19 protein-coding genes are annotated in these 23,557 nt (G+C 69.0%); 12 read left to right on the plus strand and 7 right to left on the minus strand.

Going from position 1 to position 23,557, the window contains the following annotated elements:
- Window positions 1-89: 89 nt before the first annotated feature.
- Entirely contained in the window at window positions 90-3,356 is a 3,267-nt protein-coding gene (locus D3H34_RS22570) for an efflux RND transporter permease subunit (RefSeq protein WP_119556482.1), read from the plus strand.
- A gap of 5 nt (window positions 3,357-3,361) precedes the next feature.
- The gene (locus D3H34_RS22575; RefSeq protein ID WP_434057708.1) at window positions 3,362-4,867 is read left to right on the plus strand and encodes an efflux transporter outer membrane subunit; all 1,506 of its coding nucleotides are present in this window, start codon (window positions 3,362-3,364) and stop codon (window positions 4,865-4,867) included.
- 142 nt (window positions 4,868-5,009) lie between these two features.
- Here D3H34_RS22575 and D3H34_RS22580 read toward each other — a convergent pair whose 3' ends face one another.
- Window positions 5,010-5,375: an SPW repeat protein gene (locus D3H34_RS22580; protein ID WP_119556483.1), complete on the minus strand. Its 366-nt coding sequence runs from the start codon at window positions 5,373-5,375 to the stop codon at window positions 5,010-5,012.
- 210 nt (window positions 5,376-5,585) lie between these two features.
- Between D3H34_RS22580 and D3H34_RS22585 the strand changes: the two genes are divergently transcribed.
- From D3H34_RS22585 to D3H34_RS22595, 3 genes are all read left to right on the plus strand, one after another.
- Window positions 5,586-7,865 carry a xanthine dehydrogenase family protein molybdopterin-binding subunit gene (locus tag D3H34_RS22585; protein WP_119556484.1) on the plus strand — a complete coding sequence of 760 codons (2,280 nt, stop codon included), beginning with the start codon at window positions 5,586-5,588 and terminating at the stop codon, window positions 7,863-7,865.
- A gap of 28 nt (window positions 7,866-7,893) precedes the next feature.
- Window positions 7,894-8,361, plus strand: a complete 468-nt coding sequence (locus D3H34_RS22590; protein WP_119556485.1) for a (2Fe-2S)-binding protein — start codon at window positions 7,894-7,896, stop codon at window positions 8,359-8,361.
- A gap of 164 nt (window positions 8,362-8,525) precedes the next feature.
- Window positions 8,526-9,257, plus strand: coding sequence for a GntR family transcriptional regulator (locus tag D3H34_RS22595; RefSeq protein ID WP_119556486.1), 732 nt, complete (start codon window positions 8,526-8,528; stop codon window positions 9,255-9,257).
- A 16-nt stretch (window positions 9,258-9,273) separates the two neighbouring features.
- On the opposite strand, the gene D3H34_RS22600 is transcribed toward D3H34_RS22595, so the two are convergent.
- Window positions 9,274-10,140, minus strand: coding sequence for a MurR/RpiR family transcriptional regulator (locus tag D3H34_RS22600; protein ID WP_119556487.1), 867 nt, complete (start codon window positions 10,138-10,140; stop codon window positions 9,274-9,276).
- 141 nt (window positions 10,141-10,281) lie between these two features.
- Between D3H34_RS22600 and D3H34_RS22605 the strand changes: the two genes are divergently transcribed.
- From D3H34_RS22605 to D3H34_RS22615, 3 genes are read left to right on the plus strand one after another with little or no spacing between them, the layout of a single operon-like run.
- Window positions 10,282-11,616, plus strand: coding sequence for an aspartate aminotransferase family protein (locus D3H34_RS22605; protein WP_119556488.1), 1,335 nt, complete (start codon window positions 10,282-10,284; stop codon window positions 11,614-11,616).
- A gap of 56 nt (window positions 11,617-11,672) precedes the next feature.
- Window positions 11,673-12,590: a transporter substrate-binding domain-containing protein gene (locus D3H34_RS22610; RefSeq protein ID WP_119556489.1), complete on the plus strand. Its 918-nt coding sequence runs from the start codon at window positions 11,673-11,675 to the stop codon at window positions 12,588-12,590.
- Between the two features lie 18 nt (window positions 12,591-12,608).
- Complete coding sequence (locus tag D3H34_RS22615; protein ID WP_119556490.1) at window positions 12,609-13,253, plus strand: aspartate/glutamate racemase family protein; 645 nt, start codon at window positions 12,609-12,611, stop codon at window positions 13,251-13,253.
- Here the strand turns inward: D3H34_RS22615 and D3H34_RS22620 are convergent.
- Entirely contained in the window at window positions 13,245-14,108 is an 864-nt protein-coding gene (locus D3H34_RS22620) for a hypothetical protein (protein ID WP_119556491.1), read from the minus strand. The genes D3H34_RS22615 and D3H34_RS22620 overlap by 9 nt on opposite strands.
- A 204-nt stretch (window positions 14,109-14,312) precedes the next feature.
- Here D3H34_RS22620 and D3H34_RS22625 point away from each other — a divergent pair, with 204 nt between their 5' ends.
- A complete protein-coding gene (locus D3H34_RS22625) occupies window positions 14,313-15,137 on the plus strand; it encodes an undecaprenyl-diphosphate phosphatase (protein WP_119556492.1) in 825 nt (274 codons plus the stop codon).
- A 10-nt stretch (window positions 15,138-15,147) separates the two neighbouring features.
- On the opposite strand, the gene D3H34_RS22630 is transcribed toward D3H34_RS22625, so the two are convergent.
- Window positions 15,148-15,957 (minus strand): IclR family transcriptional regulator, encoded by an 810-nt coding sequence (locus D3H34_RS22630; protein WP_119556493.1) that lies wholly within the window; start codon window positions 15,955-15,957, stop codon window positions 15,148-15,150.
- A 121-nt stretch (window positions 15,958-16,078) separates the two neighbouring features.
- On the opposite strand from D3H34_RS22630, the gene D3H34_RS22635 reads away from it, so the two are divergent.
- The 3 genes from D3H34_RS22635 (at window position 16,079) to azu (ending at window position 19,974) form a co-directional block, all read left to right on the plus strand.
- On the plus strand, window positions 16,079-17,053 hold the full coding sequence (locus D3H34_RS22635) for a Bug family tripartite tricarboxylate transporter substrate binding protein (protein WP_119556494.1): 975 nt from the start codon (window positions 16,079-16,081) through the stop codon (window positions 17,051-17,053).
- Between the two features lie 10 nt (window positions 17,054-17,063).
- Window positions 17,064-19,421: a cytochrome P450/oxidoreductase gene (locus D3H34_RS22640; protein ID WP_119556495.1), complete on the plus strand. Its 2,358-nt coding sequence runs from the start codon at window positions 17,064-17,066 to the stop codon at window positions 19,419-19,421.
- 100 nt (window positions 19,422-19,521) lie between these two features.
- Window positions 19,522-19,974, plus strand: a complete 453-nt coding sequence (gene azu / locus D3H34_RS22645; protein WP_119556496.1) for an azurin — start codon at window positions 19,522-19,524, stop codon at window positions 19,972-19,974.
- On the opposite strand, the gene D3H34_RS22650 is transcribed toward azu, so the two are convergent.
- From D3H34_RS22650 to D3H34_RS22660, 3 genes are all read right to left on the minus strand, one after another.
- Window positions 19,967-21,814 carry a sensor histidine kinase gene (locus D3H34_RS22650; protein WP_286186084.1) on the minus strand — a complete coding sequence of 616 codons (1,848 nt, stop codon included), beginning with the start codon at window positions 21,812-21,814 and terminating at the stop codon, window positions 19,967-19,969. The genes azu and D3H34_RS22650 overlap by 8 nt on opposite strands.
- A 20-nt stretch (window positions 21,815-21,834) precedes the next feature.
- The gene (locus D3H34_RS22655; RefSeq protein ID WP_119556498.1) at window positions 21,835-22,557 is read right to left on the minus strand and encodes a response regulator transcription factor; all 723 of its coding nucleotides are present in this window, start codon (window positions 22,555-22,557) and stop codon (window positions 21,835-21,837) included.
- 122 nt (window positions 22,558-22,679) lie between these two features.
- Window positions 22,680-23,498, minus strand: coding sequence for an SDR family NAD(P)-dependent oxidoreductase (locus tag D3H34_RS22660; RefSeq protein WP_119556499.1), 819 nt, complete (start codon window positions 23,496-23,498; stop codon window positions 22,680-22,682).
- Window positions 23,499-23,557 lie beyond the last annotated feature (59 nt).

Here is a 23,557-nt window from a genome sequence, read left to right on the forward strand (position 1 = left end):
CTTTGCTTACTTTCTTTTGGCGAAGCAAAAGAAAGTGAGTCGCCCGCCGGGGCGAGACCCGGCCTCGGAACCCAACAAGAGGCGCAACGATGAACCTGTCGCGCCCCTTCGTCCGCCGCCCCATAGGCACAGTCCTCCTGACCATAGGCATCGCCCTGGCAGGCATAGCCGCGTTCTTCGTCCTCCCAGTCTCCCCACTCCCCCAGGTCGACTACCCAGTCATCTCCGTAAGAGCCTCGATCCCGGGAGCAAGCCCCGAAACGATGGCCACCAGCGTCGCGACCCCGCTGGAGCGACACCTGGGAACGATCGCAGGCGTCAACGAAATGACGTCCACCAGCTCGGTGGGCTCCGCCCGCGTCACGCTGCAATTCGACCTCAGCCGCAACATCGACGGCGCCGCCAGAGAAGTGCAGGCCGCCATCAACGCGAGCCGTGTCGATCTGCCGGCCACGCTCAGAAGCAATCCGACCTACCGCAAGGCCAACCCGGCCGCATCGCCAGTCATCATCCTGGCCCTCACCTCGAAGACGAAGACACCGGGCCAGATCTACGACGCCGTGTCGAACATCGTGAGCCAGCGCCTGTCGCAGGTCGACGGCGTGGGCGACGTGGAGATCGGTGGTGGCTCGCTGCCGGCGGTGCGCATCGAGCTGCTGCCGTTCGCGCTCAACCGCTACGGCATCAGCACCGACGACGTGCGCGCCGCGATCCAGGCGTCGAACGCCAACCGGCCCAAGGGCATGGTGCAGGGCGACGGGCGCAAGCTGCAGATCTACACGCAGACACCGGCATTGCGCGCGAGCGACTACGCCTCGATGGTCGTGGCCTGGCGCAACGGCGCGGCGGTGCGGCTGCGCGAGGTGGCGGACGTGGTCGACGGCGTGGAAGACACGCGCACGCTGGGCCTGTTCAACGGCGAGCCGGCGATCATCGTGCTCATCACGCGCCAGCCTTCGGCCAACATCATCGAGACGGTGGACAACGTGCGCGCGCTGCTGCCGGAGCTGCAGGCGCAGCTGCCGCCCGACGTGACGCTGCAGGTGGCGTCGGACAGCACGAACTCCATCCGCAGTTCGCTGCGCGAGGTGGAGATGACGCTGGTCATCGCGGTGCTGCTGGTGGTGCTGGTGGTCAGTCTGTTCCTGCGCAGCGTGCGCGCGACGGTGGTGCCGGCGGTGGCGACGGTGGTGGCGCTGCTGGGCACTTTCGGGGTGATGCACCTGCTGGGCTTCAGCCTCAACAACCTGAGCCTGATGGCGCTCACCGTGGCGACCGGGTTCGTGGTGGACGACGCCATCGTGGTGCTGGAGAACACCAGCCGCCACATCGAGTCGGGCATGTCGCGCATGAAGGCGGCGCTGCTCGGCGCGCAGGAAGTGGGCTTCACGGTGCTGTCGATCAGCGTGTCGCTGGTGGCGGTGTTCATTCCGCTGCTGTTCATGGGCGGGCAGGTGGGGCGGCTGTTCCGCGAGTTCGCGATCACGCTGTCGGCGGCGGTGCTGATCTCGCTGGTCATCTCGCTGACCACCACGCCGATGATGTGCGCGTGGATGCTCAAGCCGGGCGGCGATCACGGCAACAACGGCAAGCCGCCGGGGCGTTTCGGCCGTGCGGCGGCGCGCAGCTACGACTGGATTCTCAAGCGCTACGAGCACGCGCTCGACTGGGCGCTCGACAGCAAGGCGATCGTCATGCTCGTGCTGCTGGCGGTGGTGGGGCTCAACGTGTACCTGTTCAGCGCGGCGCCGAAGGGCTTCTTCCCGCAGCAGGACAGCGGCCAGCTCAACGGCGGCCTGCGCGCCGACCAGAGCATTTCGTCGCAGGCCATGGGCGCCAAGCTGCGCGAGGTGGTCGACATCATCCGCAAGGACGAGGCGGTCGACACCGTGGTCGGCTTCACCGGCGGCGGGCGCGCGGGTGGCGGCTTCATGTTCGTCAACCTGAAGCCCGCGAGCCAGCGCAAGGACAGCGGCCTGGCCGTGATCGCGCGGCTGCGTCCGCAACTGGCGCAGGTGACGGGGCTGCGTGTGTTCCTCGGCCCGGTGCAGGACGTGCGATCGGGCGGGCGCTCCAGCAACTCCACCTACCAGTACACGCTCAAGAGCGACAGCCTCGCCGACCTGCGCACCTGGGCCGTGAAGCTGGCCGACGAGATGAAGCTGCAGCCCACGTTGACCGACATCGACACCGACCAGGACCAGAACGGCGTGGAGACGGTGGCCAAGGTCGATCCCGACAGCGCGCGGCGCCTGGGGCTGACTTCCACCGCGATCGACAACGCGCTGTACAACGCCTTCGGCCAGCGGCAGGTGGCGACGATCTACACCGAGCTCAACCAGTACCACGTGGTGATGGAATGGGCGCCGGGCTACACGCGCAGCCCGAACGCACTGCGCGACGTGTACGTGCCCGCCACCAAGACCTCGGTGGTCGGGGGGCAGGCCGTGACCACACAGGTGGCGGCGACCACCACCACGTCCACGAGTAGTACCGCTGCGTCCAGCTCGGCTGCGGCGACGGTGCCGGTGTCGGCCAACGCCGGCCTGCGCAACGCTTCGACCGGCAACGTGCTGAGCAATACCGCCACCACGCTGGTGCCGCTGTCGGCCGTGGCGAAGTTCCAGGAGCAATCGGTCGCCACGTCGGTCAGCCATGAAGACGGCGAACTCGCCACCACCATCTCGTTCAACCTGGCCGAGGGCGCCAACCTCGGCGACGCGCGCGAGGCCATCGCCAAGGCCGAGGCCAACATCGCCATGCCGACCAATGTGCGCGGCGCCTTCGCCGGCACCGCGCTGAGCGCGCAGCAGTCGCAGGGCCAGCAGGCGATGCTGATCGTGGCGGCGCTGGTGGTGATCTACATCGTGCTGGGCATCCTGTACGAGAGCCTGGTGCATCCGGTGACCGTGCTTTCGACGCTGCCCTCGGCCGGCGTGGGCGCGGTGCTGGCGCTGCTCATGTTCCGCATGGAGTTTTCCATCATCGCGCTGATCGGCGTGTTCCTGCTGATCGGCATCGTGAAGAAGAACGCCATCCTGATCATCGACTTCGCGCTGGAGGCCGAGCGCTCGCGTGGCCTGAGTCCGCTCGAAGCGGTGCGCGAGGCCTGCCTGCTGCGCTTCCGTCCCATCCTGATGACCACGCTGGCCGCCGCGCTGGGCGCGCTGCCGCTGGCCATCGGCTTCGGCGAAGGCGCGGAGCTGCGCCGGCCGCTGGGCGTGGCGATCATCGGCGGGCTGATCGCGAGCCAGCTGCTGACGCTGCTCACCACGCCGGTGGTGTACCTGCTGCTCGACAAGCTGCGCCGCCGCGGCAAGAACGAACACGCGCTGAGCCGCGCTCCGGCCGTTTGAGATCCATGACCATGAATGCCTCGTCTCCTCCCTTTCGTTCTTCGCGGCGTGTCTTCGCGCTGAGCACGCTCGCGCTGGCCGCCGTGCTCGCGGGCTGCGCCGTCGGGCCGACCTACCAGTTGCCAGCCTCCGCCGCGCCCGCCGGCTGGAAGGAGCAACCTGCTGCCGACGGCTGGCTGCCCGCCGCGCCGGCCGACGCGCTCGATCGCGGCGAATGGTGGAAGCTTTTCGGCGACGCCACGCTCGATGAACTCGCGGGGCGCGTGCAGGTGTCGAACCAGAACATCGCCGCCGCCGTCGCCAACTACACGCAGGCGCAGGCGCTGGTGCGCGAGCAGCGCGCGGGGCTGTTCCCGTCGGTGTCGCTGGATGGCAGTGGCAAGCGCTCGGGCACGGTGGGCGGCAACGCCTCGGCCGGCCCGTCGAACGCCTTCGGTGCCACGCTCGGCGCGAGCTGGACGCCCGATGTGTGGGGCCGTCTGCGCGAGACCGTGAACAGCGCGCAGGCCAACGCACAGGCCAGCGAGGCCGACCTGGCGTCGGCACGGCTGTCGGCCATCGGCGACCTGGCCACCAACTACTTCTCGCTGCGCGAAGCCGACGCCGAGATCGTGCTGCTCGACGAAACCATCCTCGGCTACCAGCGTGCCTTCGAGATCACGAGCAACCGCTATGCCGCGGGCATCGCCGCGCAGACCGACGTGCTGCAGGCGCAGACACAGCTGGTGAACGCCAAGGCCGATCGCGTGGGTCTGCAGCGCACGCGCGCCACCCTGGAGCACGCCATCGCGATGCTGGTGGGCGTGGCGCCGGCCGACTTCAGCCTGCCGCCCGCGCGCTGGACGCCCACCGTGCCCGGCGTGCCGACCGGCGTGCCCTCGACGCTGCTGCAGCGCCGGCCCGACATCGCGGCGGCGGAGCGCGCGGTGGCCGCGGCCAATGCGCAGATCGGTGTGGCGCGTTCGGCCTACTACCCGAACATCTCGCTCACGGCCTCGGTCGGCAGCAACGCGAGCCGCGTGAAGGACCTCTTCGGTTCGGCCAACACGCTGTGGGGACTCGGCCTGTCGGTGGCGCAGGTGGTGTTCGATGCAGGCGCGATCAGCGCCAGCGTCGATGCGGCCAAGGCCGGCCACGAGGCCAGCGTGGCGCGCTACCGGCAGACGGTGCTCGCCGCGTTCCAGACCGTGGAAGACCAGCTGACCACCGGCGCCACATTGGCACAGCAGGAAGGTCTGCGCCGCGAGGCCACGGCGGCGGCGGACAAGACCGAGCAGCAACTGCTCAACCGCTATCGCGCGGGGCAGGTGAGCTACACCGACGTGGTGCAGGCGCAGGCCGCCGCACTGAGCGCGCGGCGCGCGCTCGTGCAGCTTCAGGTCAATCGCCAGGCCGCGGCAATCGCGCTGATCCAGGCCATGGGCGGCGGCTGGCAGGCCGACTGGATGGGCGCCGCCCGCCCGGTCGACAACCGTACTTCAAACAACAACGCCGCTTCCCGCACACCGTAAGGGGCGGGTGTCGCGGGCGGGCATGGGAACCTGCCTGCCCGTCGGCCCGGCCGGTGCCCGCTTGCATCGAACACCGGACCGGGCGTCGTCGCTTCGCGGCGGTGGTCGCCGCTCGGCGCATCGCACTATCGCCCTCTCCCCATCAGTGCGCTGGACGGTCGATGGCACCGCCCAGGTAGTCCTTGTCTGTCACCAGGACCCACAGGGCAAGCACCATGATCAGCGCGGCGACGAGCACCGCGTTGACCAGCGCCGGCTCGACCATGCGGAAGTCGAGCAACCAGGGCGACACCGCCAGCCAGGCTGCCAGCGCCACTTCGGTCCACTCTTCCCACTGTTTCGGCACGAAGGTCGCGCCCAGCGCCACGGCGCCCAGCAGGATGCCGGTTGCCACCATGGTCCACATGGCGAGCGAATTGCCCTGAAAGCCCAGTACCCATGGCGAGACGATCAGCCACACGCCGGCGACGGCGTTGACGGGGTCCTGCCAATGCTTCACATGCTTCATGGTCGTTACCTCCTGTCGCGGCACGACACCACGACAGGCGTTGGACTCCCGGGTTCAGGCAGGGTTCCGCGAGGGTGCGATCTGGCCGGTCATGGCCTGTCATGTCGAACTGCACGTTCTGCGACACCGCGTGCAAAATCTTCCCGCGAGGATTCGGTACCCCGTCGTGACGGACCCGGTCCCGTGCCCCACCGAAGAAAGAACCCGCTCATGCCTTCACTCCAACGCCGCCATTTCGTGCTCGGCACCCTCGGGGCCGCCGGTGCCCTGGTCGTCGGTTGGGCCGCCACACCGGCGGCCTCGCGCCTTGTGCCCGGCAAGCCGTTGCCGGCGGGCAACGGCCAGGTCGCGCTCAACGGCTGGGTCAAGGTGGGCAGCGACGACACGGTCACGCTGGTGATGACGCAATCCGAGATGGGGCAGGGCACCCACACCGGACTGGCGATGCTGCTGGCCGAAGAGATGGACGCGGCGCTGTCGCAGGTCCGGCTGGAGCAGGCCGGCTTCGACGCCATCTACAACAACCAGGCCATGATCCTCGACGCGCTGCCTTTCAAGCCGGGCGACGAGGGCTTCGGCAAGCGTGCGGCGCACCAGGTCGTGGGCAAGCTGCTGCGCACGATCCCGGGGCTTTCGGGCACGGGCGGTTCGTCGAGCGTCACCGACCAGTGGGGGCCGGTGCGCGAGGCCGGCGCGTCGGCGCGACTCATGCTCGTGGGCGCGGCGGCCGCGCAGTGGCAGGTGCCCGCAGGCGAATGCCGCACCGAGGCCGGCCGTGTGCTGCACCCGGCCTCCAACCGCAGCGCGCGCTTCGGCGAACTTGCCGAGAAGGCCGCGCAGCAGCCCTTGCCCACGGCAGTGAAGCTCAAGGCGCCCGCCGACTTCCGCGTGATCGGCCAGCCGCAGCGGCGCATCGACAACGCCGGCAAGCTCAACGGCACCGCCACCTACGGCATCGACGTGCTGCCGCCGGGCCTGCTGTACGCCAGCATCGCCATGTGCCCGACGCTGGCTGGCCGCGTCTCGAAGTTCGATGCCAAGGCCGCCGAGGCGCTGCCCGGCGTGCGCAAGGTGGTGGCGCTGGCGCCGGTGGCCGCGAGCCTCGTGGGCACGGGTAACACGGCGGGCGGCGTCGCCGTGATCGCCGACACGCCGTACCACGCGATGCGTGCGCTGAAGAAGGTCGACATCACCTGGGACCACGGCCCGGCCGCGAGCCTGTCGAGCGCCGAGATGATCGACCGCCTCGCGCGCACGCTCGATGCCGACGCGGGCAACGCCCGCCTCGACACCGGCGGCGTGGCGGCCGCGCTGAAGTCGGCCGCGCGCACGATCGAGGTCGAGTACCGCGTGCCCTTCCTGGCGCACGCCACCATGGAGCCGATGAACTGCACGGTGCAGTTCAAGGACGGCGCCGCCACCGTCTGGGCGCCCACGCAGGCGCCGGGCTTCGCGCGCGCCGCGGTCGCCAAGGCGCTGGGCATCGACGCCGACAAGGTCACGCTGCACGTGACCTACCTGGGCGGCGGTTTCGGGCGGCGCTACTTCATCGACTTCCTGGTGCAGGCCGCGCAGCTCGCGCGCGAGGCCGGCGGCGCGCCGGTGCAGCTGATCTGGTCGCGCGAGGAAGACATGACGCACGACTTCTACCGCCCGGCCTATGTGGCGCTGTGCAAGGCCGGCTTCGACGCCGCGGGCGCGCTGGTCGCGTGGCAGACCACCAGCGCCGGCTCCAGCCTGGGCGCGCCATCGTTCATGGACAACTCGACCGACGGCGCCTGGAACACCGCCTACGACTTCCCGCAGGCCCGCGTGGCGCATGTGCCCGTGGAGTCGGCCGTCACCACCGGCATCTGGCGGTCGGTGGCGCATTCGCAGAACGGCTTCTTCGTCGAGAGCTTCATCGACGAATGCGCCGTTGCCGCGGGCAAGGACCCGGTGGCCTTCCGCGCCGGGCTGCTCGCCAAGGATGCGCGCCACCTGGCGGTGCTCAAGCGCGTGGCCGAACTCTCGAAGTGGGGCGAGCCGCTGGCCGACGGGCCCGATGGTGCCAAGCGGGCACGCGGCGTGGCCATTCACCGTGCCTTCGGCAGCATCGTGGCGCAGGTGGCCGAGGTGTCGGTGACGCCCGAGCGGCAGATCCGCGTGCACCGCGTGGTGTGCGTGATCGACTGCGGCCTGCCGGTCAATCCGAACCTGATCCGCCAGCAGATGGAAGGCGGCATCGTGTTCGGCCTGTCGGCCGCGCTGCGCGGCGAGATCACCGTGTCGCGCGGCCAGGTGCAGCAGAGCAACTTCCACGACTACACGCCGCTGCGCATCGACGAATGCCCGGTCATCGAGGTCGACATCCTCGCCGGCACCGGCGCCGACGTGCCGCCGGGCGGTGTCGGCGAGCCGGGCACGCCGCCCATCGCGCCCGCCGTGGCCAACGCCGTGTTCGCGCTGACCGGCCAGCGCCTGCGCAGCCTGCCGCTGCGACTGGCCTGAATCACGAGAACAAGAAGGACACACCCCCATGACCACGACCACCACACTGAAGATCAACGGCCAGACCGCCACCGTGAGCGCCGAGCCCGACACCCCGCTGCTGTGGGTGCTGCGCGGCGAGATGAAGCTCGTCGGCACCAAGTTCGGCTGCGGCAAGGCGCTGTGCGGCGCCTGCACCGTGCACCTGGACGGGCAGGCGGTGCGCTCCTGCGTCACCCCGCTCGAAGCCGTAGGCTCGCGCGAGGTCACCACCATCGAGGGATTGAAGGGCCGGGAGGCCGATGCCCTGCGCCAGGCCTGGACCGAAGTCGACGTGGTGCAGTGCGGCTATTGCCAGAGCGGCCAGCTGATGTCGGCCTGCGCGCTGCTCAAGGCGACCCCGAAGCCCAGCGACGACCAGGTGTCCGACGCCATGCGCGGCAACATCTGCCGCTGCGGCACCTATCCGCGGATTCGCGCCGCGATCCACCTGGCGGCAGAAACCGCGGGGCGCTAACGCAGAACCCGGGGTTGTTGTTTACAGAAATTAATAATTTATACGTAACTATCGAATAAGTCGCCAGAACGGGATTTTTACGGAAATCGGGGATATGAAGCTTCGATACGTCGCCGTACCATCCGCGCGGCCTGCTTCGGGCCGTCTCCCGTTTCCGACTTTCGATGACCCCCCCAGACCCCTCGCGGACGCGCGTGCTGTCCGTGGCCGATACGTTGCGCACCCGCATCTTCGACGGTGCGATCGCCCCCGGCGCCCACCTGATGGAGATTTCGCTCGCCAACGAGCTCGGCGTGTCGCGCACCCCCGTGCGCGGCGCGATGGCGCGGCTGGCCGACGAGGGGTTGCTGGTGTACCTGCCCAACAAGGGCTTCCAGGTGCGCCGCTTCAATGCCAAGGACGTGTTCGACGCCTTCAGCGTGCGCGCCACGCTGGAAGGCATGGGCTGCCGCCTGCTGGGCGAACGCGGTCTCGGCAGCGAGGTGCTGGCCGAGCTGACGGCCATGGTCGACGCGCAGCACGCGCTGCTGCACGACAGCGGCGAGTGGACCGACGCCCGCGGCGAGCAGTGGCAGGACCTGAACCAGGCCTTCCACCAGAAGCTGCTGTCGCTGGCCGACAACCGCTGGCTCAGCGAAGCCGTGGAGCGTGCCTGCCAGCTGCCGGTGATCTTCGACAGCCGCTCGCGTCCGCACAAGCGCGATGCCGCGATGCTGATGTACCGCCACAGCCAGGCCCTGCAGGCGCTGGACGAGCACCGCAGCATCGTCGAGGCGCTCGGCAAGCAGGAGGCGGCGAGCGCCGAAGCCGCCATGCGCGAGCACATCAACGCCAACCGCGACCTGCTGGTGCTCTACCTGCGCCAGAGCGCCGGCCGCACCCGGGCGCTGGCCTGATCCTTGACGCGGCTTCTCAGCCGCCGCGCGCCACCGGCGCCATGAGGTAGGCCCCCGACTCGAACAGCTGCGCCTCGGCCTGGTCGATGCGCTTGATCACCGGCTTGCCCGCGCGGCTCGCGAGCAGTTCGACCAGTGCTTCCGTCACGGCCACGCCGGCGGCCACCGACGGGAAGAACGAGGGGCTGTGGATGGTGAAGAGCAGCGTCTCGTCCGCCAGCAGCGACAGCGGTGAGGTCACGCTGTCGGTGATGGCCACGATGCGGCAGCCGGCGGCCTTGGCCGCCTGCGCCACCTGCAGCGCCTCGCGCGAGTAGGGTGCGAAGCTCGCCACCACCAGCGCGTCGCCCTTGGCGAAGGCGCGCTGCTGCATCTCGAGCGAGCCGCCCTGGCCGTCCACCAGATGCACGCTGGTGCGAAAGAGCCGGTACACGTAGACGAACGAGAACGCAATCGGAAAGCACGCGCGAAAGCCCGCCGCATGCACGGCCGGGGCTTTCTCGAGCAGCGCGCAGGCCTTGAGCAGTGCCGGCCCGCTCTGCTGGTGCGTGAGCTCCAGGTTGCGCCGCTGCACCTCGAACATCTCGCCCGCCAGGCCCTGGTCGGCCACGCGGCCCACCAGCTGCTTGGCGCGCACGCCGTAGGTCTCGGTGCCCAGGCCCATGTCGGCGGCGAAGGCCTCCTTGAGTTGCGGCCAGCCCTCGAAGCCCAGGTGCTGGGCGAAGCGCACGAGCGTGGCGGGCGTGCTCTGCGAGCGCGTGCCGACGTTGCGCATGGAGCCCGTCACCACCTCGTTCGGATGGTCGAGCACGTAGCGCGCCACCTGCTGCAGGGCAGGGCTCAGTTCGTTGAAACGCTGGCGGATCTGTTCTTGGGCGCCCATGGCGGTGTCTCTTTTCTCGGGGTGTCTGGAACGAATGTACCGGAGCAGGAAAATCCCGGGAGTTGACGGAACAAATGTTCCAATAAATAATTCGCCGGAAACATTGGTTCCGAGTCCCAGTCCTTCGTCCTTCCGCCTGCCATGACGCACGTCTTCCACCGCCACCTTCGCCACACCCCGCCCGTCGCCGCCAGCGCGCAGGGCATGTTCATCCGCGACGCCGAAGGGCGCGAGTACCTCGATGCCTCGGGCGGCGCAGCCGTGTCCTCCCTTGGCCATGGCCACCCCGAGGTGATGGCCGCCATGCATGCGCAGCTCGACCGGTTGGCCTACGCCCACACCAGCTTCTTCACGAGCGAAGTGGCGGAGCAGCTGGCCGACGAGCTGATCGGCTCGGCGCCCGAAGGCATGAGCCACGTCTACCTCGTGAGCGGTGGTTCGGAGGCGGTGGAGTCGGCGCTGAAGATGGCGCGCCAGTACTTCGTCGAGACCGGCCAGCCGCAGCGCACGCACTTCATCGCGCGCCGCCAGAGCTACCACGGCAACACGCTGGGCGCGCTCGCGGTGGGGGGCAACGCCTGGCGGCGCGAGCCCTTCGCGCCGATCCTCGTGCCGGCCACGCATGTCGCGCCGTGCTATCCCTACCGCGAACAGCGCGCCGACGAAAGCGCCGAGCAGTACGGCCTGCGTCTGGCGGCCGAGCTGGAGGCGGCCATCGTCGCGCAGGGCGCGGACCGCGTGATCGCCTTCGTCGCCGAGACCGTCGGCGGTGCCACCGCCGGTGTGCTCACCCCGGTGCCGGGCTACTTCAAGGCCGTGCGCGCGGTGTGCGACAAGTACGGCGTGCTGCTGATCCTCGACGAGGTGATGTGCGGCATGGGCCGCACCGGCTCGCTGCACGCCTGCGAGCAGGAGGGCGTGGCGCCCGACCTGATGACCATCGCCAAGGGCCTGGGCGGCGGCTATCAGCCGATCGGCGCGGTGCTCGCGCAGCGCAAGGTCGTCGAGGCCATGTCCAAGGGCAGCGGTTTCTTCCAGCACGGCCACACCTACCTGGGCCATCCGATGGCCTGCGCAGCAGCGCTCGCGGTGCAGCAGGTGATCCGCCGCGACGGCCTGGTGGCCAAGGTGCGCGAAGACGGCATCGCCTTCGGCGCAATGCTGGCCGAGGCGCTGGGCGATCACCCGCACGTGGGCGATATCCGCGGTCGCGGCTTCTTCTGGGGCGTCGAACTGGTGGCCGACCGCGCCAGCAAGCAGCCTTTCGATCCGGCCCTTGCCGTCAACACGCGCCTCAAGAAGGACGCGATGGCGCGCGGCCTGCTGTGCTACCCCTTTGGCGGCACGGTGGACGGCCGCCAGGGCGACCACGTGCTGCTGGCGCCGCCGTACATCGCGACGCGCGATCACCTGCAGGAGATCGTCGCGCTGCTCGCGGCCTCGGTCGATGCGGTCACGCGCGGCGCTGCGCGCTGAGCAGCCGCCGTCGCTCCCATTCCCTTTTCTTCAACCGCCGTCCCGAGGAGCGTTCCATGCCCCAGCTTCGTCCGTCGTTTTCCATCGCCGCCGCCGCTTTCGCGCTGGCCTTCGCCTCCCTGGTGCCGACCACCGCCGCGCAGGCGCAGGCCACCGGCGACACGCTCGCCAAGATCAAGGCCAGCGGCGCCATCACCTTCGGCTACCGCGAGGCGTCGTTCGGCTTCTCGTACCTGGATGCCAACCTGAAGCCGGTGGGCTACAGCATCGAGATCTGCAACCGCATCGTCGATGCGGTGAAGACCGAGCTGAAGCTGCCGACGGTCGAAGTCAGGTACCAGGCCGTGACCTCGGCCAACCGCATCGCGCTGGTGCAGAACGGCACGGTGGACATCGAGTGCGGCTCCACCACCAACCTGGTCGAGCGCCAGTCGCAGGTGGCCTTCTCGCCGGACATCTTCCGCTACAACGTGCGCACCCTGGTGAAGGCCGATTCGGGCATCAAGAGCATCGCCGACCTGCAGGGCAAGACCGTGGTCACGACCGCCGGCACCACCTCGTTCCGCCTGCTGCGCGCCGCCGACAAGGGCCGCAGCCTGGAGGTGAACCAGCTCTCGGGCAAGGACCACACCGACTCCTTCCTGCTGGTCGAGAGCGGCCGCGCGCAGGCCTTCGTGCTCGACGACATCCTGCTCGCGGGCCAGATCGCCAATGCGCGCAATCCGAAGGACTTCGCCATCACCGGCGAGAGCCTGCGCACCGAGAACCAGTCGCTGATGTTCCGCAAGGACGACCCGGCCTTCAAGGCGCTGGTGGACCGCGTGGTCTCGGGCATGATGAAGTCCGGCGAGATGGAGAAGCTCTACAACAAGTGGTTCATGTCGCCAATCCCGCCCAAGGGCATCAACATCAACTACCCGCTCAACGCCGAGACGAAGGACGCGTTCGCCAACCCGTCGTCCAAGGGCATCTGAGATTCCGACTTCCGACCCATGACCCGCATCGCCCTGATCCACGCGCTCTCGCATTCCGTCGCCCCCATCAACGAGGCGTTCGCGCGCGACTGGCCCGAGGCCGTGCGCATGAACCTGCTGGACGACAGCCTCTCGGCCGACCTGGCTCGCGACGGCAAGGGGCTCGATGCCGCCATGCATGAGCGCTTCCAGCGTCTGGCGCAGTACGCGGTGGACACGGGCGCGCGCGGCATCCTCTTCACCTGCTCGGCCTTCGGACCGTGCATCGAGGCGGTGGCGCGGCGGCATGCGGGCATTCCGGTGCTCAAGCCCAACGAGGCCATGATCGAGGAGGCCGCGCAGGGCGAAGGGCGCCTGGGCCTGATCGCGACCTTTCCTCGCACGCTGGAGTCGATGCCGCCCGAGTTTCCGGCGGGCATGGCGCTCGAGCTGGCGCTGGCCGAGGGCGCGCTGGCGGCGCTCGATGCGGGCGATGCGCAGCGCCACGATGCGCTCATCGCCGAACAGGCGGCGGCGCTGCGCGCGCGCGGCTGCACGCGCATTGCATTGGCTCAGTTCAGCATGGCGCGGGCACGTGCTGCCTGCGAGGCGGCCAGCGGCCTGCCGGTGCTGACGACGGTCGACAGCGCGGTGCGCGCACTGCGCCGCCGCGCGTCAGTGTGAGCCGCCGTTGCCCGCGACCGTGAAGAGGGCGGTCATCGCGACCTGGGCCGCTTCGCCGCGCCCGAGCGGACGACCCGGGCCGGCGTTGCCGCTGTCGGTTTCCAGGCCCTGCGCCAGGCGCCGGTAGATGTCGGACGAGGGCATGGTCGCCGCGGTGCCGAGCGCGTCGCAGTAGGTGTCGGTGAGCACCGCGGCCAGCCGTTCGCGTTCGGCGTCGGACAGCAGTTGCGTGTCGGTGTCGGACCCGAAGACGGCCGCCACGCAGTGCATCAGGTAGGCCTGGGTTTCGAGCGAGAAGGCCTGCTGGCGCACATAGTCTTCCACCGCGTGCCAGAACAGCGCATCGGACGTGCGACGCCAGCTTTCGAGCACCTTGCGCGACTTGGCGACCAGGTCGGCGTGCGCGTCGTGCGGCTCGCTCGGGCGCAGCGCCAGGCCCTGCAGCGTGAGCGCGGCCACGGGGCCGGCCGCGCCGAGCAGGAAGCTCCAGAACTTCCAGCGCGCAAACCATTTCTTGTCGTGGGCCGGGCCCAGCGGCTCCAGCAGGCGGAAGTCGATGCACAGGGCGGCGTCGGCCTGCAGGCCGGAGGCCATGCGGTCGGCCTCCACGTGGCCCTGCGCGACGATGCAGGCGCTGGCGCCGCAGCGGTCGATGTCGGCCAGGCGCTGCGTCAGCTGGCGCAGCTCGTGGGCGGACGCGCCGGTGGCCTCGGTCACGCGCAGCATGCCGTGGCATTGCTCCCGCTCCAGCTGGCAGGGGCTCTTGAGACGGTCTTCGACATGGTCGTCGAGCGTCGAGGGGCGTTCTTCTGCGACGCACGCCTCGAGTTCACTCCCGGTGGTGAACGTTGACATGGATGCTCCTTCGCACGCAGATGAATAACTGTTATCAATATGTATTAATGCGCCGACGTCGAACATCACCCGAACTAGGTATTTCCTGGGTAGAGGGGGGATTGGAGGGGGCCGTGTTCAGCCGGTGGAACGGCAGTCGCAGCGGGCCTGAACAGAGCCTGACCAGGGGGCTCGCCATAATTGCCGCTCTTACAAGGAGTACGCGTGGATATCGTTTTGCTGGCCAAGGCCGCTGTCATGGGCATCGTGGAGGGGCTGACCGAGTTCTTGCCGATCTCGTCGACCGGCCACCTCATTCTTGCGGGCTCGCTGCTGGGCTTCGACGACGCCAAGGCCAAGGTTTTCGACATCGCCATCCAGACCGGCGCGATCTTCGCGGTGATCCTGGTCTATTGGCAGAAGATCCATTCGACCGTGGTGGCGCTGCCCCGCCAGCCCAAGGCGCGCCGGCTGGCGATGAACATCGTCATCGGTTTCCTGCCCGCGGTGGTGCTGGGCCTGCTGTTCGGCAAGATGATCAAGGCGCACCTGTTCATCCCGACGGTGGTGGCGAGCACCTTCATCATCGGCGGCTTCATCATCCTATGGGCCGAAAAGCGGCCGCCGGGTTCGGTGCGCGTCGAGCACGTGGACGACATGACGCCCTGGGACGCGCTCAAGGTCGGCCTGGTGCAGTGCTTCGCGATGATCCCGGGCACCAGCCGCAGCGGCGCGACCATCATCGGCGGCATGCTGCTGGGCCTGTCGCGCCAGGCGGCGACCGATTTCTCGTTCTTCCTGGCGATCCCGACGCTGATCGGCGCGGGCGTGTACAGCCTCTACAAGGAGCGCGGGCTGCTGTCGGTGGCCGACATTCCGCTGTTCACGGTGGGGCTGGCCTTCTCGTTCATCAGCGCGTGGCTGTGCGTGCGCTGGCTGCTGAAGTACATCAGCACGCACAACTTCATTCCGTTCGCCTGGTATCGCATCGCCTTCGGCATCGTGGTGCTGGCCACGGCCTGGACTGGCGCGGTGGTCTGGGCGGAATAAGGCAGCAGCCTCAGGCCGCCGCGCCCAGCAGCGCGCCGGCGGCCTTCGCCTCCCGCCGCACGGCGATGGCGATCGGCCCGTCGATCGACGGGTCGAACCCGCCCGTGGCACCCAGCGCGGTGATCACGGCGCACACCCTTCCCGCATAGTCGTAGACCGGCGCCGCCACGGCGCTGATGCCGCGCAGGTAGGTGTCCCGCACGATGGCGCAGTGCGCCTGCTGCACGTCGCGGCGCAGGGCGCCGATGGGGTCGCCGGCGTCGAGCAGGGCGCGCATGTCCTCGGTGGCATCGGCAAGTTCCTGCTCGGCCAGCGCGACCACGCGCGACTCGTCGAGCAGGCCCAGGAAGGCGCGCCCGGTGGCCGACCACAGTATCGACATCACCGAGCCGACGCGCACGTTCACCGTGACCGGCAGGCCCGGTTCCTCGAAGCGCACGATGGTCGGGCCCTTGTTGCCCATCACCGCAACGAAGCAGGTCACCTCCAGCGACTCGCGCAGGCGGATCAGGCAAGGCTCGGCCGCGCGGATCGGGTCGGCCTGGCGCATGGCGGCCAGGCCGATCTGGATCGCCTCGGGCCCCAGGTAGTAGTGCTGCGAGACGGTGTCCTGCCGCACCAGGCTTTCTTCCATCAGGCTGGCGAGGTAGCGGTGCACCTTCGCCGGGCTCTCGGCCACGTGGGTGGCCAGGGCCGTGAGGCTGCTGCGCCCGCCCAGGTGCGCGAGGCCCTTGAGCACGGCCATGCCGGTTTCGGCGGACTGCACGCGCTGGCGGCGCTCGCGAGGAGGGGCGGAAGGAGCTTCGGCGGGAGAGGTCATGTCGTCCTCATCTTAGGTGGCGGCCTGGGTGGCCCGATTGGCCGGGTAAACCCGCGGATCGTTGATTACGCAATGCGTATGATAATTACGCAATACACAAATTCCACTCCGGAGACACCCGATGAAGAAGCACTTCGCCCGCGGCCTTGCGGTCCTGTCCCTCGCTGCCCTGGCCACCGCCGCCAGCGCCCAGACCGCCTTTCCGAGCAAGCCGATCCGCTGGCTCGTGCCCTACGCGGCCGGCGGCGGTTCCGACTTCCTCGCGCGCACCGTCGCCCAGACGCTGTCGACCCAGGTCGGCCAGCCCGTGCTGGTGGACAACAAGCCCGGCGGCAACACCGCGCTGGCGGCTGCCGAAACCGCGCGCGCGCCGGCCGATGGCTACACCGTGCTCTCGGCCGATAACGGCACGCTGGTGTTCAACCCGGCGCTGTACAAGTCGCTGAGCTACAACCCCACGAAGGACCTGGCGCCCGTCACGCTGATGGGCAAGTTCCCGATGATCCTGGTGGTCGGCGCCAACTCGGGCTTTGCCAACGCCAAGGACTTCATCGCGCAGGCCAAGGCCAAGCCGGGCGGCATCAACTACGCCTCGGCCGGCGCGGGCAGCCCGCACCACCTGGCGATGGAACTGCTGAAGGTCGAGGCCAAGCTCTTCATGGTCCACGTGCCGTACCGCGGCGCAGCGCCCGCGCTGGCCGACGTGGTCGGCGGGCAGCTGCCGGCCATGATGGTCGACATGGCCGCCGGTGCCGGCTTCATCAAGGGCGGCAAGGTGCGCGCGCTGGCCGTGGCCAACCCCACGCGCCTGCCGCAGCTGCCCGACGTGCCCACCTTCGCCGAACTCGGCTACAAGAACGTCGAGGCCGCCGCGCTGGTCGGCGTGGTGGTGCCCGCGGCCACGCCGGCCGACGTGGTGAACACGCTCAACCGCCAGCTGGTGGCGGCCATCCACGAGCCTTCGGTGAACAAGCGCATGGTCGACTTCGGCGTCGAGCCCGTGGGCAACACGCCCGCGCAGTACACCGAGCTGCTGAAGGCCGAGACCGTGCGCTGGCACAAGCTGATCCGCGACCTGAAGATCACGCTCGACTGAGTCCGCTGCCATGTCCGACACCGCCATGCCATCGCGCACGTCTTCCGCTTCGGGTTGCCCCGTCGCACACGGGGCGCTCTCTGCCGAGCGCACGCCCACCGGCTGCCCCGTGAGCCAGCGCGCCGCCGAGTTCGACCCCTTCGAAGACGGCTACCAGCAGGACCCGCCCGAGTACGTGCGCTGGGCCCGCGAGCAGGAGCCGATCTTCTACAGCCCCAAGCTGGGCTATTGGGTGATCACGCGCTACGACGACATCAAGGCGGTGTTCCGCGACAACCTCACCTTCAGCCCGTCGAACGCGCTGGAGAAGATCACGCCCACCGGCGACGAGGCCAACGCCGTGCTCGCGTCGTACGGCTTCGCGCTCAACCGCACGCTGGTGAACGAGGACGAGCCGGCCCACATGCCGCGCCGCCGCGCGCTCATGGACCCGTTCACGCCCGAGGCGCTCAAGCACCACGAGCCGCTGGTGCGCGAACTGGCGCGCAGTTATGTCGACCGCTTCATCGACGACGGCAAGGCGGACCTGGTCGACCAGATGCTGTGGGAGATTCCGCTCACCGTGGCGCTGCACTTCCTCGGCGTGCCCGAGGAAGACATGGACACGCTGCGCAAGTACTCCATCGCACACACCGTCAACACCTGGGGCCGCCCCAAGCCCGAAGAGCAGGTGGCCGTGGCGCATGCCGTCGGCAACTTCTGGCAGTACGCCGGCAAGGTGCTCGAGAAGATGCGCCAGGACCCCGATGCACCCGGCTGGATGCAGTACGGCATCCGCAAGCAGATGCAGCACCCCGAGGTCGTCACCGACTCGTACCTGCACTCGATGATGATGGCCGGCATCGTCGCCGCGCACGAGACCACCGCCAACGCCACCGCCAACGCCGTGAAGCTGCTGCTGCAGCATCCGCAGGTGTGGCAGGAGCTGTGCGAGGACCCGGGCCTGATCCCCAACGCGGTGGAAGAGTGCCTGCGCCACAATGGCTCGGTGGCCGCCTGGCGCCGGCTCGTCACGAAGGACACGCAGGTCGGCGGCGTCGACCTGCCGGCGGGCTCGCGCCTGTTGATCGTCACCTCGTCGGCCAACCACGACGAAGGACATTTTTCCGATGCCGACCTGTTCGACATCCGCCGCGACAACGCCAGCGACCACCTGACCTTCGGCTACGGTTCGCACCAGTGCATGGGCAAGAACCTGGCGCGCATGGAGATGCAGATCTTCCTGGAGGAGTTCACGCGCCGCCTGCCGCACATGCGCCTGTCGCCGCAGCGTTTCAGCTACGTGCCGAACACCTCGTTCCGCGGGCCCGAGCACCTGTGGGTCGAATGGGACCCGCGCGCCAACCCGGAGCGTGCCGATGCGGGCCTGCGCGACGTGCAGGTGCCCGTGCGCATCGGTGAGCCGTCGGCGCACGCGATCGCGCGGCCGGTGGTGGTCGAGCGCGTGACGCGGGTGGCTGATGGCATCGTCCGGCTGCGCCTGGTGTCGCCCGACGGCAAGCCGCTGCCACGCTGGACGCCCGGCGCACACATCGACGTGGAGTGCGGCACGCCCGAGCTGTCGCGCCAGTACTCGCTGTGCGGCGACCCCGACGAAGCGCACGCGCTGGAGATCGCCGTGCTCCACGAGCCCGACGGTCGTGGCGGTTCGGCCTGGGTGCATGCGAACGTGAAGGTGGGCGACCGTCTGCGCATCCGCGGGCCGCGCAACCACTTTCGGCTCGACGAGTCGCTCGCGAAGGCGATCTTCATCGCCGGCGGCATCGGCATCACGCCCGTGAGCGCGATGGCGCGTCGCGCGAAGGCGCTGGGCATGGACTACGAGCTGCACTACAGCGGCCGCAGCCGCGCCACCATGGCCTTCGTCGACGAGCTGGCCGCGCTGCACGGCGAGCGCCTGCACGTGCATGCGGCCGATGAAGGCCAACGCAACGACCTGCGCACGTTGCTGGCCACGCCGGTGCCCGGCGCACAGATCTATGCCTGCGGTCCGCTGCGCATGCTCGAAGCGCTCGAAGACTGTTGCGCCGCATGGCCCGAAGGCGCGTTGCGCGTCGAGCATTTCGAATCGACGCTGGCCACGCTCGACCCGTCGAAGGAGCATGCTTTCGAGGTGGAACTGAAAGACTCTGGCCTCGTGATCACCGTGCCGCCCGACCAGACCTTGCTCACGGCGCTGCGCGCGGCCAATGTCGATGTGCAGAGCGACTGCGAGGAAGGCCTGTGCGGCTCGTGCGAAGTGCGCGTGATTGCCGGCAAGGTCGACCACCGCGACGTGGTGCTCACGCGCAGCGAGCGGGACGCGAACACGAAGATGATGGCATGCTGCTCCCGTGCCTGCGAAGGGCGGTTGGTGCTCGAACTCTGAGCCCTTTCCCTCGGCGCCTTGATTCATCGCAAGGGTTCCGCGGCATGCCGGCTGCACAGTGAGGCGTGCCGAGCCGGCACCCAACCGAAAGAATCATGTGATGAAGACGAGAACCACCGCGGCCCTGCTTTTTTCTGCGCTGCTTGCCGGCCCCGCGCTGGCCGCCACGTGCGACGTGGAGATCGAAGGCAGCGACGCGATGCAGTTCAACAAGACCAGCATCGCGGTCCCGGCCAGCTGCAAGCAGTTCACCGTGAAGCTCAAGCATGTCGGCAAGATGCCCAAGGCCGCGATGGGCCACAACTGGGTGCTGAGCAAGGCTTCCGATGTTCAAGGGGCGGCGGCGGACGGCATCGCTGCGGGGCTGGACAAGGCCTACGTCAAGCCGGGCGATGCGCGCGTCATCGCGCATTCGAAGGTCATCGGCGGCGGCGAGACCGACACCGTGAGCTTCGACGTGGCCAAGCTCAAGGCGGGCGAAAGCTACGCGTGGTTCTGTTCGTTCCCGGGGCACGCATCGCTCATGAAGGGCACGCTGTCGCTGGTCAAGTAGGCGCGGCGCCGTCCAGGGGCATCCGCAACGCCACCTGCGTTTCGCCGGGGCGCGACTGCAGCTGCAACTGCGCGCCCAGGCGGCGTGCCCGCGCGCGCAGGTTGCGCAGCCCCGCGCCGCTGGCCGTGCCGTTCATGCCGTCCACGGCGAAGCCACGACCGTCGTCGCGCACGCTGAGCTGAAGTTCGGCGCCCGCACGCGTCACCGTCACGTCCACGCGGCGGCCCGCGCTGTGCTTGAGCACGTTGGTCAGTGCCTCCTGCAGAAAACGCATCAGGTCCAGGCTCTGAGAGGGCGCCAGTTCGAGCGTGTCGATGCCCGAGACCTTCCAGCGGCAGTCGATGCCGTTGGCGTCGAGCAGCTGCGCGCTACGGTGGCGCAGCGGCGCCAGCAGTTCGCCGAGCGCGCGCGTGCCATCGTCGCGGCCGGCCGCGTCGATGATCAGCCGCAGGTCGTCGCGCAGGCTCTTGAGCATGGCCAGCAACTGCGGTGCCGTGAGGTTGTCGGGTGTGCGTTCCAGTGTCGCGATGCTGCCCAGCAGCATGCCGCCCAGGCCGTCGTGCAGGTCGCTCACGAGGTTCACGCGTTCGCCGATGCGTGCATGTGCGAGTTCCAGCGCGTGCTGCTGCGCCAGCGTGGCGGCGAGCTCGGCCTTGGCGGCATTCACTTCCTCGATCAGCTCGGTGTTGAAGTTCTCGATGCGCCGCAGGCTCTGCACGAAGCGCCCGGCCTGGGTCAGCGCCATGCCCAGCAGTAGCACGTACGAGGACATGGTCGTGTAGTAGATGTTGCTGTCGATCACCTGCATGAACACCAGCAGGTCGTGCGCGCCCGTGAGCGCCGACACCGCCATGAACGGCGCGAGCGAACGCATGGGGCTGCCCCGGTGGCGCAGCGCATGGAAGATGCCGCTGCTGTTCACGACGATGATCGTGAGGCCACCCAACAGGGTCCAGATCGCGCGGTGGGTGGGCAGGTTAGCGATGCCTGCGAACCACAGGTCGAGCACGCCGATCGCCGCCACCGCGAACGCCGCGACTTCGAGGCGCGGCATGCGCCGGCCGGCGAAGCGCAGCACGAACACGCCGTACGACACGCTGAACACCAGCAGCAGCGACATGTTGAGCGCCTGCCAGCTGTGGTTGCTGGCAAACGGCCAGGGGCTGGTGGCGATCTGGTTGTAGCCGAACAGCAGCCACAGCACCGACATCGCGGCGAACCAGCCGTAGGCCGTCTCGCGCCGGCGCAGCAGCCACCACGCCGCGAAGAAGGCCGACACCGCCGCGCTGATCGCCAGGCCGAACACCTGCAGGTCGCGCCGCATGAGCTGCTCGCGGGCATGTTCCGCCTGCATCGCCAGGGGCGTGCCGAGGCTGACCGGCCCCAGCCCGGCCTGGTAGGCCGACAGGCCCGACACGCGCACCAGCAGCGTGTTGGTGCCGGCGCGCAACTGCGGCGCGGCCAGCAGCCAGTAGCGCGGCGAGTTCCAGGCGCGCGTGAGCGGTTCGACCAGGCTGGTGTCGCGCCAGATCGGCGTGCCGTTGAGCGAGACATCGCCGGCCATGTTGAGGTAGTGCAGCAGCAGCCCGCGTTCGGTGGGGGGCGAAGCTTCGTCCCAGGTCAGCCGGTACCAGACCACACCGTCGAAACCGGGCCAGCGCGTGGCCCAGCTGTCGGGCAGGGTGACGGGCGTCCAGCCGTCGGCGGGCGGTGTGCTGTCGTTCCAGCCGGTGCCGCGTGCGGCCTCGGCGCGCAGTTCAGGCGCAGGTGCAGGTACAGGCGATGGAGCTTGTGCGTGAGCGCTGCCGGTGAAGAACAACAAGAACAGGGCCCACAGCACGAGGCCCCCGAAGACGAAGCTCAGCGCAGCAGGCCGTGCTTTCGTCCCTGGTAGACCGCCTCGGTGCGCGAGTTGACGGCCAGCTTGCGGTAGATGTTCTTGGTATGGCATTCGACAGTCAGCCTGGAGATCGACAGCGCTTCCGCCATGTCGCGGTTGCTCATTCCTTGCGACACCAGGTCGAGGATATTGCGTTCGCGCGGCGTCAGCGTGACCGGTGTCAGGGCTGGCGTCAGTGTCGGGTCGTCGGGCGGCGCGAGCGAGCCGGGCGGGCTGGGCAGTTGGCTCGCCACCCAGCCGAGGATGCGGCGGGCAATGGCCGGATCGATCGGCGCGCCGCCTTGCTCGATGCTGCGCAGCGCGATGCTCAGCTCCAGGTCGTCGCGCTCCTTCAGCAGGTAGCCGATGGCACCGGCGCGCAGCGCGGCGAAGATCACCGCCTCGGTGCGCCAGGCCGAGATCACCACCGCGGGCACTCGCTGGTGGTGCGCATGCATCCAGTCGATCAGGTCGACGCCGCTGCCGTCGGGTAGGCCGATGTCCACCAGCGCGACGCCGAAATGCTGCTGCTCCAGCAGCGAGCGGGCCGCGGCCACGCTGTCGGCCCAGGCGATCTGCGGCTCGTCGCAGCCGAGGGTGGACAGCACATACGCCAGGCGCTCGCGCATCGCCGGATCGTCTTCGACCACCAGCGCAGGGCTCAGCGAGACAGCTTCAACGTCTTCCAGAAGAGGGGCAGACATAGGGCGACATTTTGAGCCGAGGTGCACGTGGTGGAACGTTTTTTCTTAAATGGAACTTGTTGGAATAATTGTTTCTAAAGTTCCAATTTGTATCTTGATGTTAATTCAAGACGCCAGCAACTCTAGTCGAGGATGACCCCACCGCTCAGGTTGACTATCGCGCCTGTGATGGCGCCGGCCAGCGGCGACGCCAGGAACACCGCGGTGCCCGCCAGCTGGTCCAGCGAGGGCAGGCGTTCCACCAGCAGGCCGTCGGTCGGCGCGGCCAGCATCTGCTCGACCGTGAGGCCCATGCGTTCGGCGGCGGGGCGAAACACCTCGCGGCTGTGCGAGCCCGCGGCGACTGCCTCGGGAATCGCGTGCGAGCGGATGCAGGCGGTGCGGATGCGAAAGGCCGCCAGCTCGCCCGCCATGTGTCGCATGAGCCCTTCCACCGCGGCGCAGGCCACGGCGTGGCCGAGGTAGCCGGGGCCGGGCAGGCGCGAGGCGGGCGTCGACACCGACAGGATCACGCCCCCGCCGCGCGCCGCCATGTGCGGCGCCACGGCCTTGGCGGTGAGGAAGTTGCTGCGCGCGTAGGCGTGAACCGGGAGGAAGTAGTCCTCCAGCGACAGCTCGGCGAGCGGCCGACCCTGCACATGAAAGACGCCGACGGCGTTGAACGCGACATCGATGCCGCCGGCCTGTTCGGCGACCTCGGCCGCGTGGCGGACCATCGCGGCTTCGTCCAGCGCATCGACCACCGCCGCCTGTGCGTGGCCACCGGCGGCGGCGATGTCCTGCACCACCGCATCGAGCTTGCGCCGGCTGCGGCCGGTGACGAACACGCGTGCGCCTTCGCGTGCAAAGGCGCGGGCGACCGCACCGCCGAGAGCACCGCTGCCGCCGTGGATCACGGCGCAGCGGTCTTTCAAAGACTGGATATGGACATTCGAGGACATGGACGCTTCTCCTTGGCGTGAGTGGCGCCCGCGACATGCGGGCGCTCGATCCAAGGACG

This window comes from Acidovorax cavernicola, from assembly GCF_003581445.1.

Coding starts and splice junctions, on each gene's coding strand:
- D3H34_RS22660 (WP_119556499.1), bottom strand. CDS start 23,498: ATGTCCTCGAATGTCCATATCCAGTCTTTGAAAGACCGCTGCGCCGTG.
- D3H34_RS22575 (WP_434057708.1), top strand. CDS start 3,362: ATGACCATGAATGCCTCGTCTCCTCCCTTTCGTTCTTCGCGGCGTGTC.
- D3H34_RS22570 (WP_119556482.1), top strand. CDS start 90: ATGAACCTGTCGCGCCCCTTCGTCCGCCGCCCCATAGGCACAGTCCTC.
- D3H34_RS22630 (WP_119556493.1), bottom strand. CDS start 15,957: ATGACCTCTCCCGCCGAAGCTCCTTCCGCCCCTCCTCGCGAGCGCCGC.
- D3H34_RS22600 (WP_119556487.1), bottom strand. CDS start 10,140: ATGGGCGCCCAAGAACAGATCCGCCAGCGTTTCAACGAACTGAGCCCT.
- D3H34_RS22640 (WP_119556495.1), top strand. CDS start 17,064: ATGTCCGACACCGCCATGCCATCGCGCACGTCTTCCGCTTCGGGTTGC.
- D3H34_RS22585 (WP_119556484.1), top strand. CDS start 5,586: ATGCCTTCACTCCAACGCCGCCATTTCGTGCTCGGCACCCTCGGGGCC.
- D3H34_RS22615 (WP_119556490.1), top strand. CDS start 12,609: ATGACCCGCATCGCCCTGATCCACGCGCTCTCGCATTCCGTCGCCCCC.
- D3H34_RS22610 (WP_119556489.1), top strand. CDS start 11,673: ATGCCCCAGCTTCGTCCGTCGTTTTCCATCGCCGCCGCCGCTTTCGCG.
- D3H34_RS22655 (WP_119556498.1), bottom strand. CDS start 22,557: ATGTCTGCCCCTCTTCTGGAAGACGTTGAAGCTGTCTCGCTGAGCCCT.
- azu (WP_119556496.1), top strand. CDS start 19,522: ATGAAGACGAGAACCACCGCGGCCCTGCTTTTTTCTGCGCTGCTTGCC.
- D3H34_RS22590 (WP_119556485.1), top strand. CDS start 7,894: ATGACCACGACCACCACACTGAAGATCAACGGCCAGACCGCCACCGTG.
- D3H34_RS22635 (WP_119556494.1), top strand. CDS start 16,079: ATGAAGAAGCACTTCGCCCGCGGCCTTGCGGTCCTGTCCCTCGCTGCC.
- D3H34_RS22605 (WP_119556488.1), top strand. CDS start 10,282: ATGACGCACGTCTTCCACCGCCACCTTCGCCACACCCCGCCCGTCGCC.
- D3H34_RS22580 (WP_119556483.1), bottom strand. CDS start 5,375: ATGAAGCATGTGAAGCATTGGCAGGACCCCGTCAACGCCGTCGCCGGC.
- D3H34_RS22595 (WP_119556486.1), top strand. CDS start 8,526: ATGACCCCCCCAGACCCCTCGCGGACGCGCGTGCTGTCCGTGGCCGAT.
- D3H34_RS22620 (WP_119556491.1), bottom strand. CDS start 14,108: ATGTCAACGTTCACCACCGGGAGTGAACTCGAGGCGTGCGTCGCAGAA.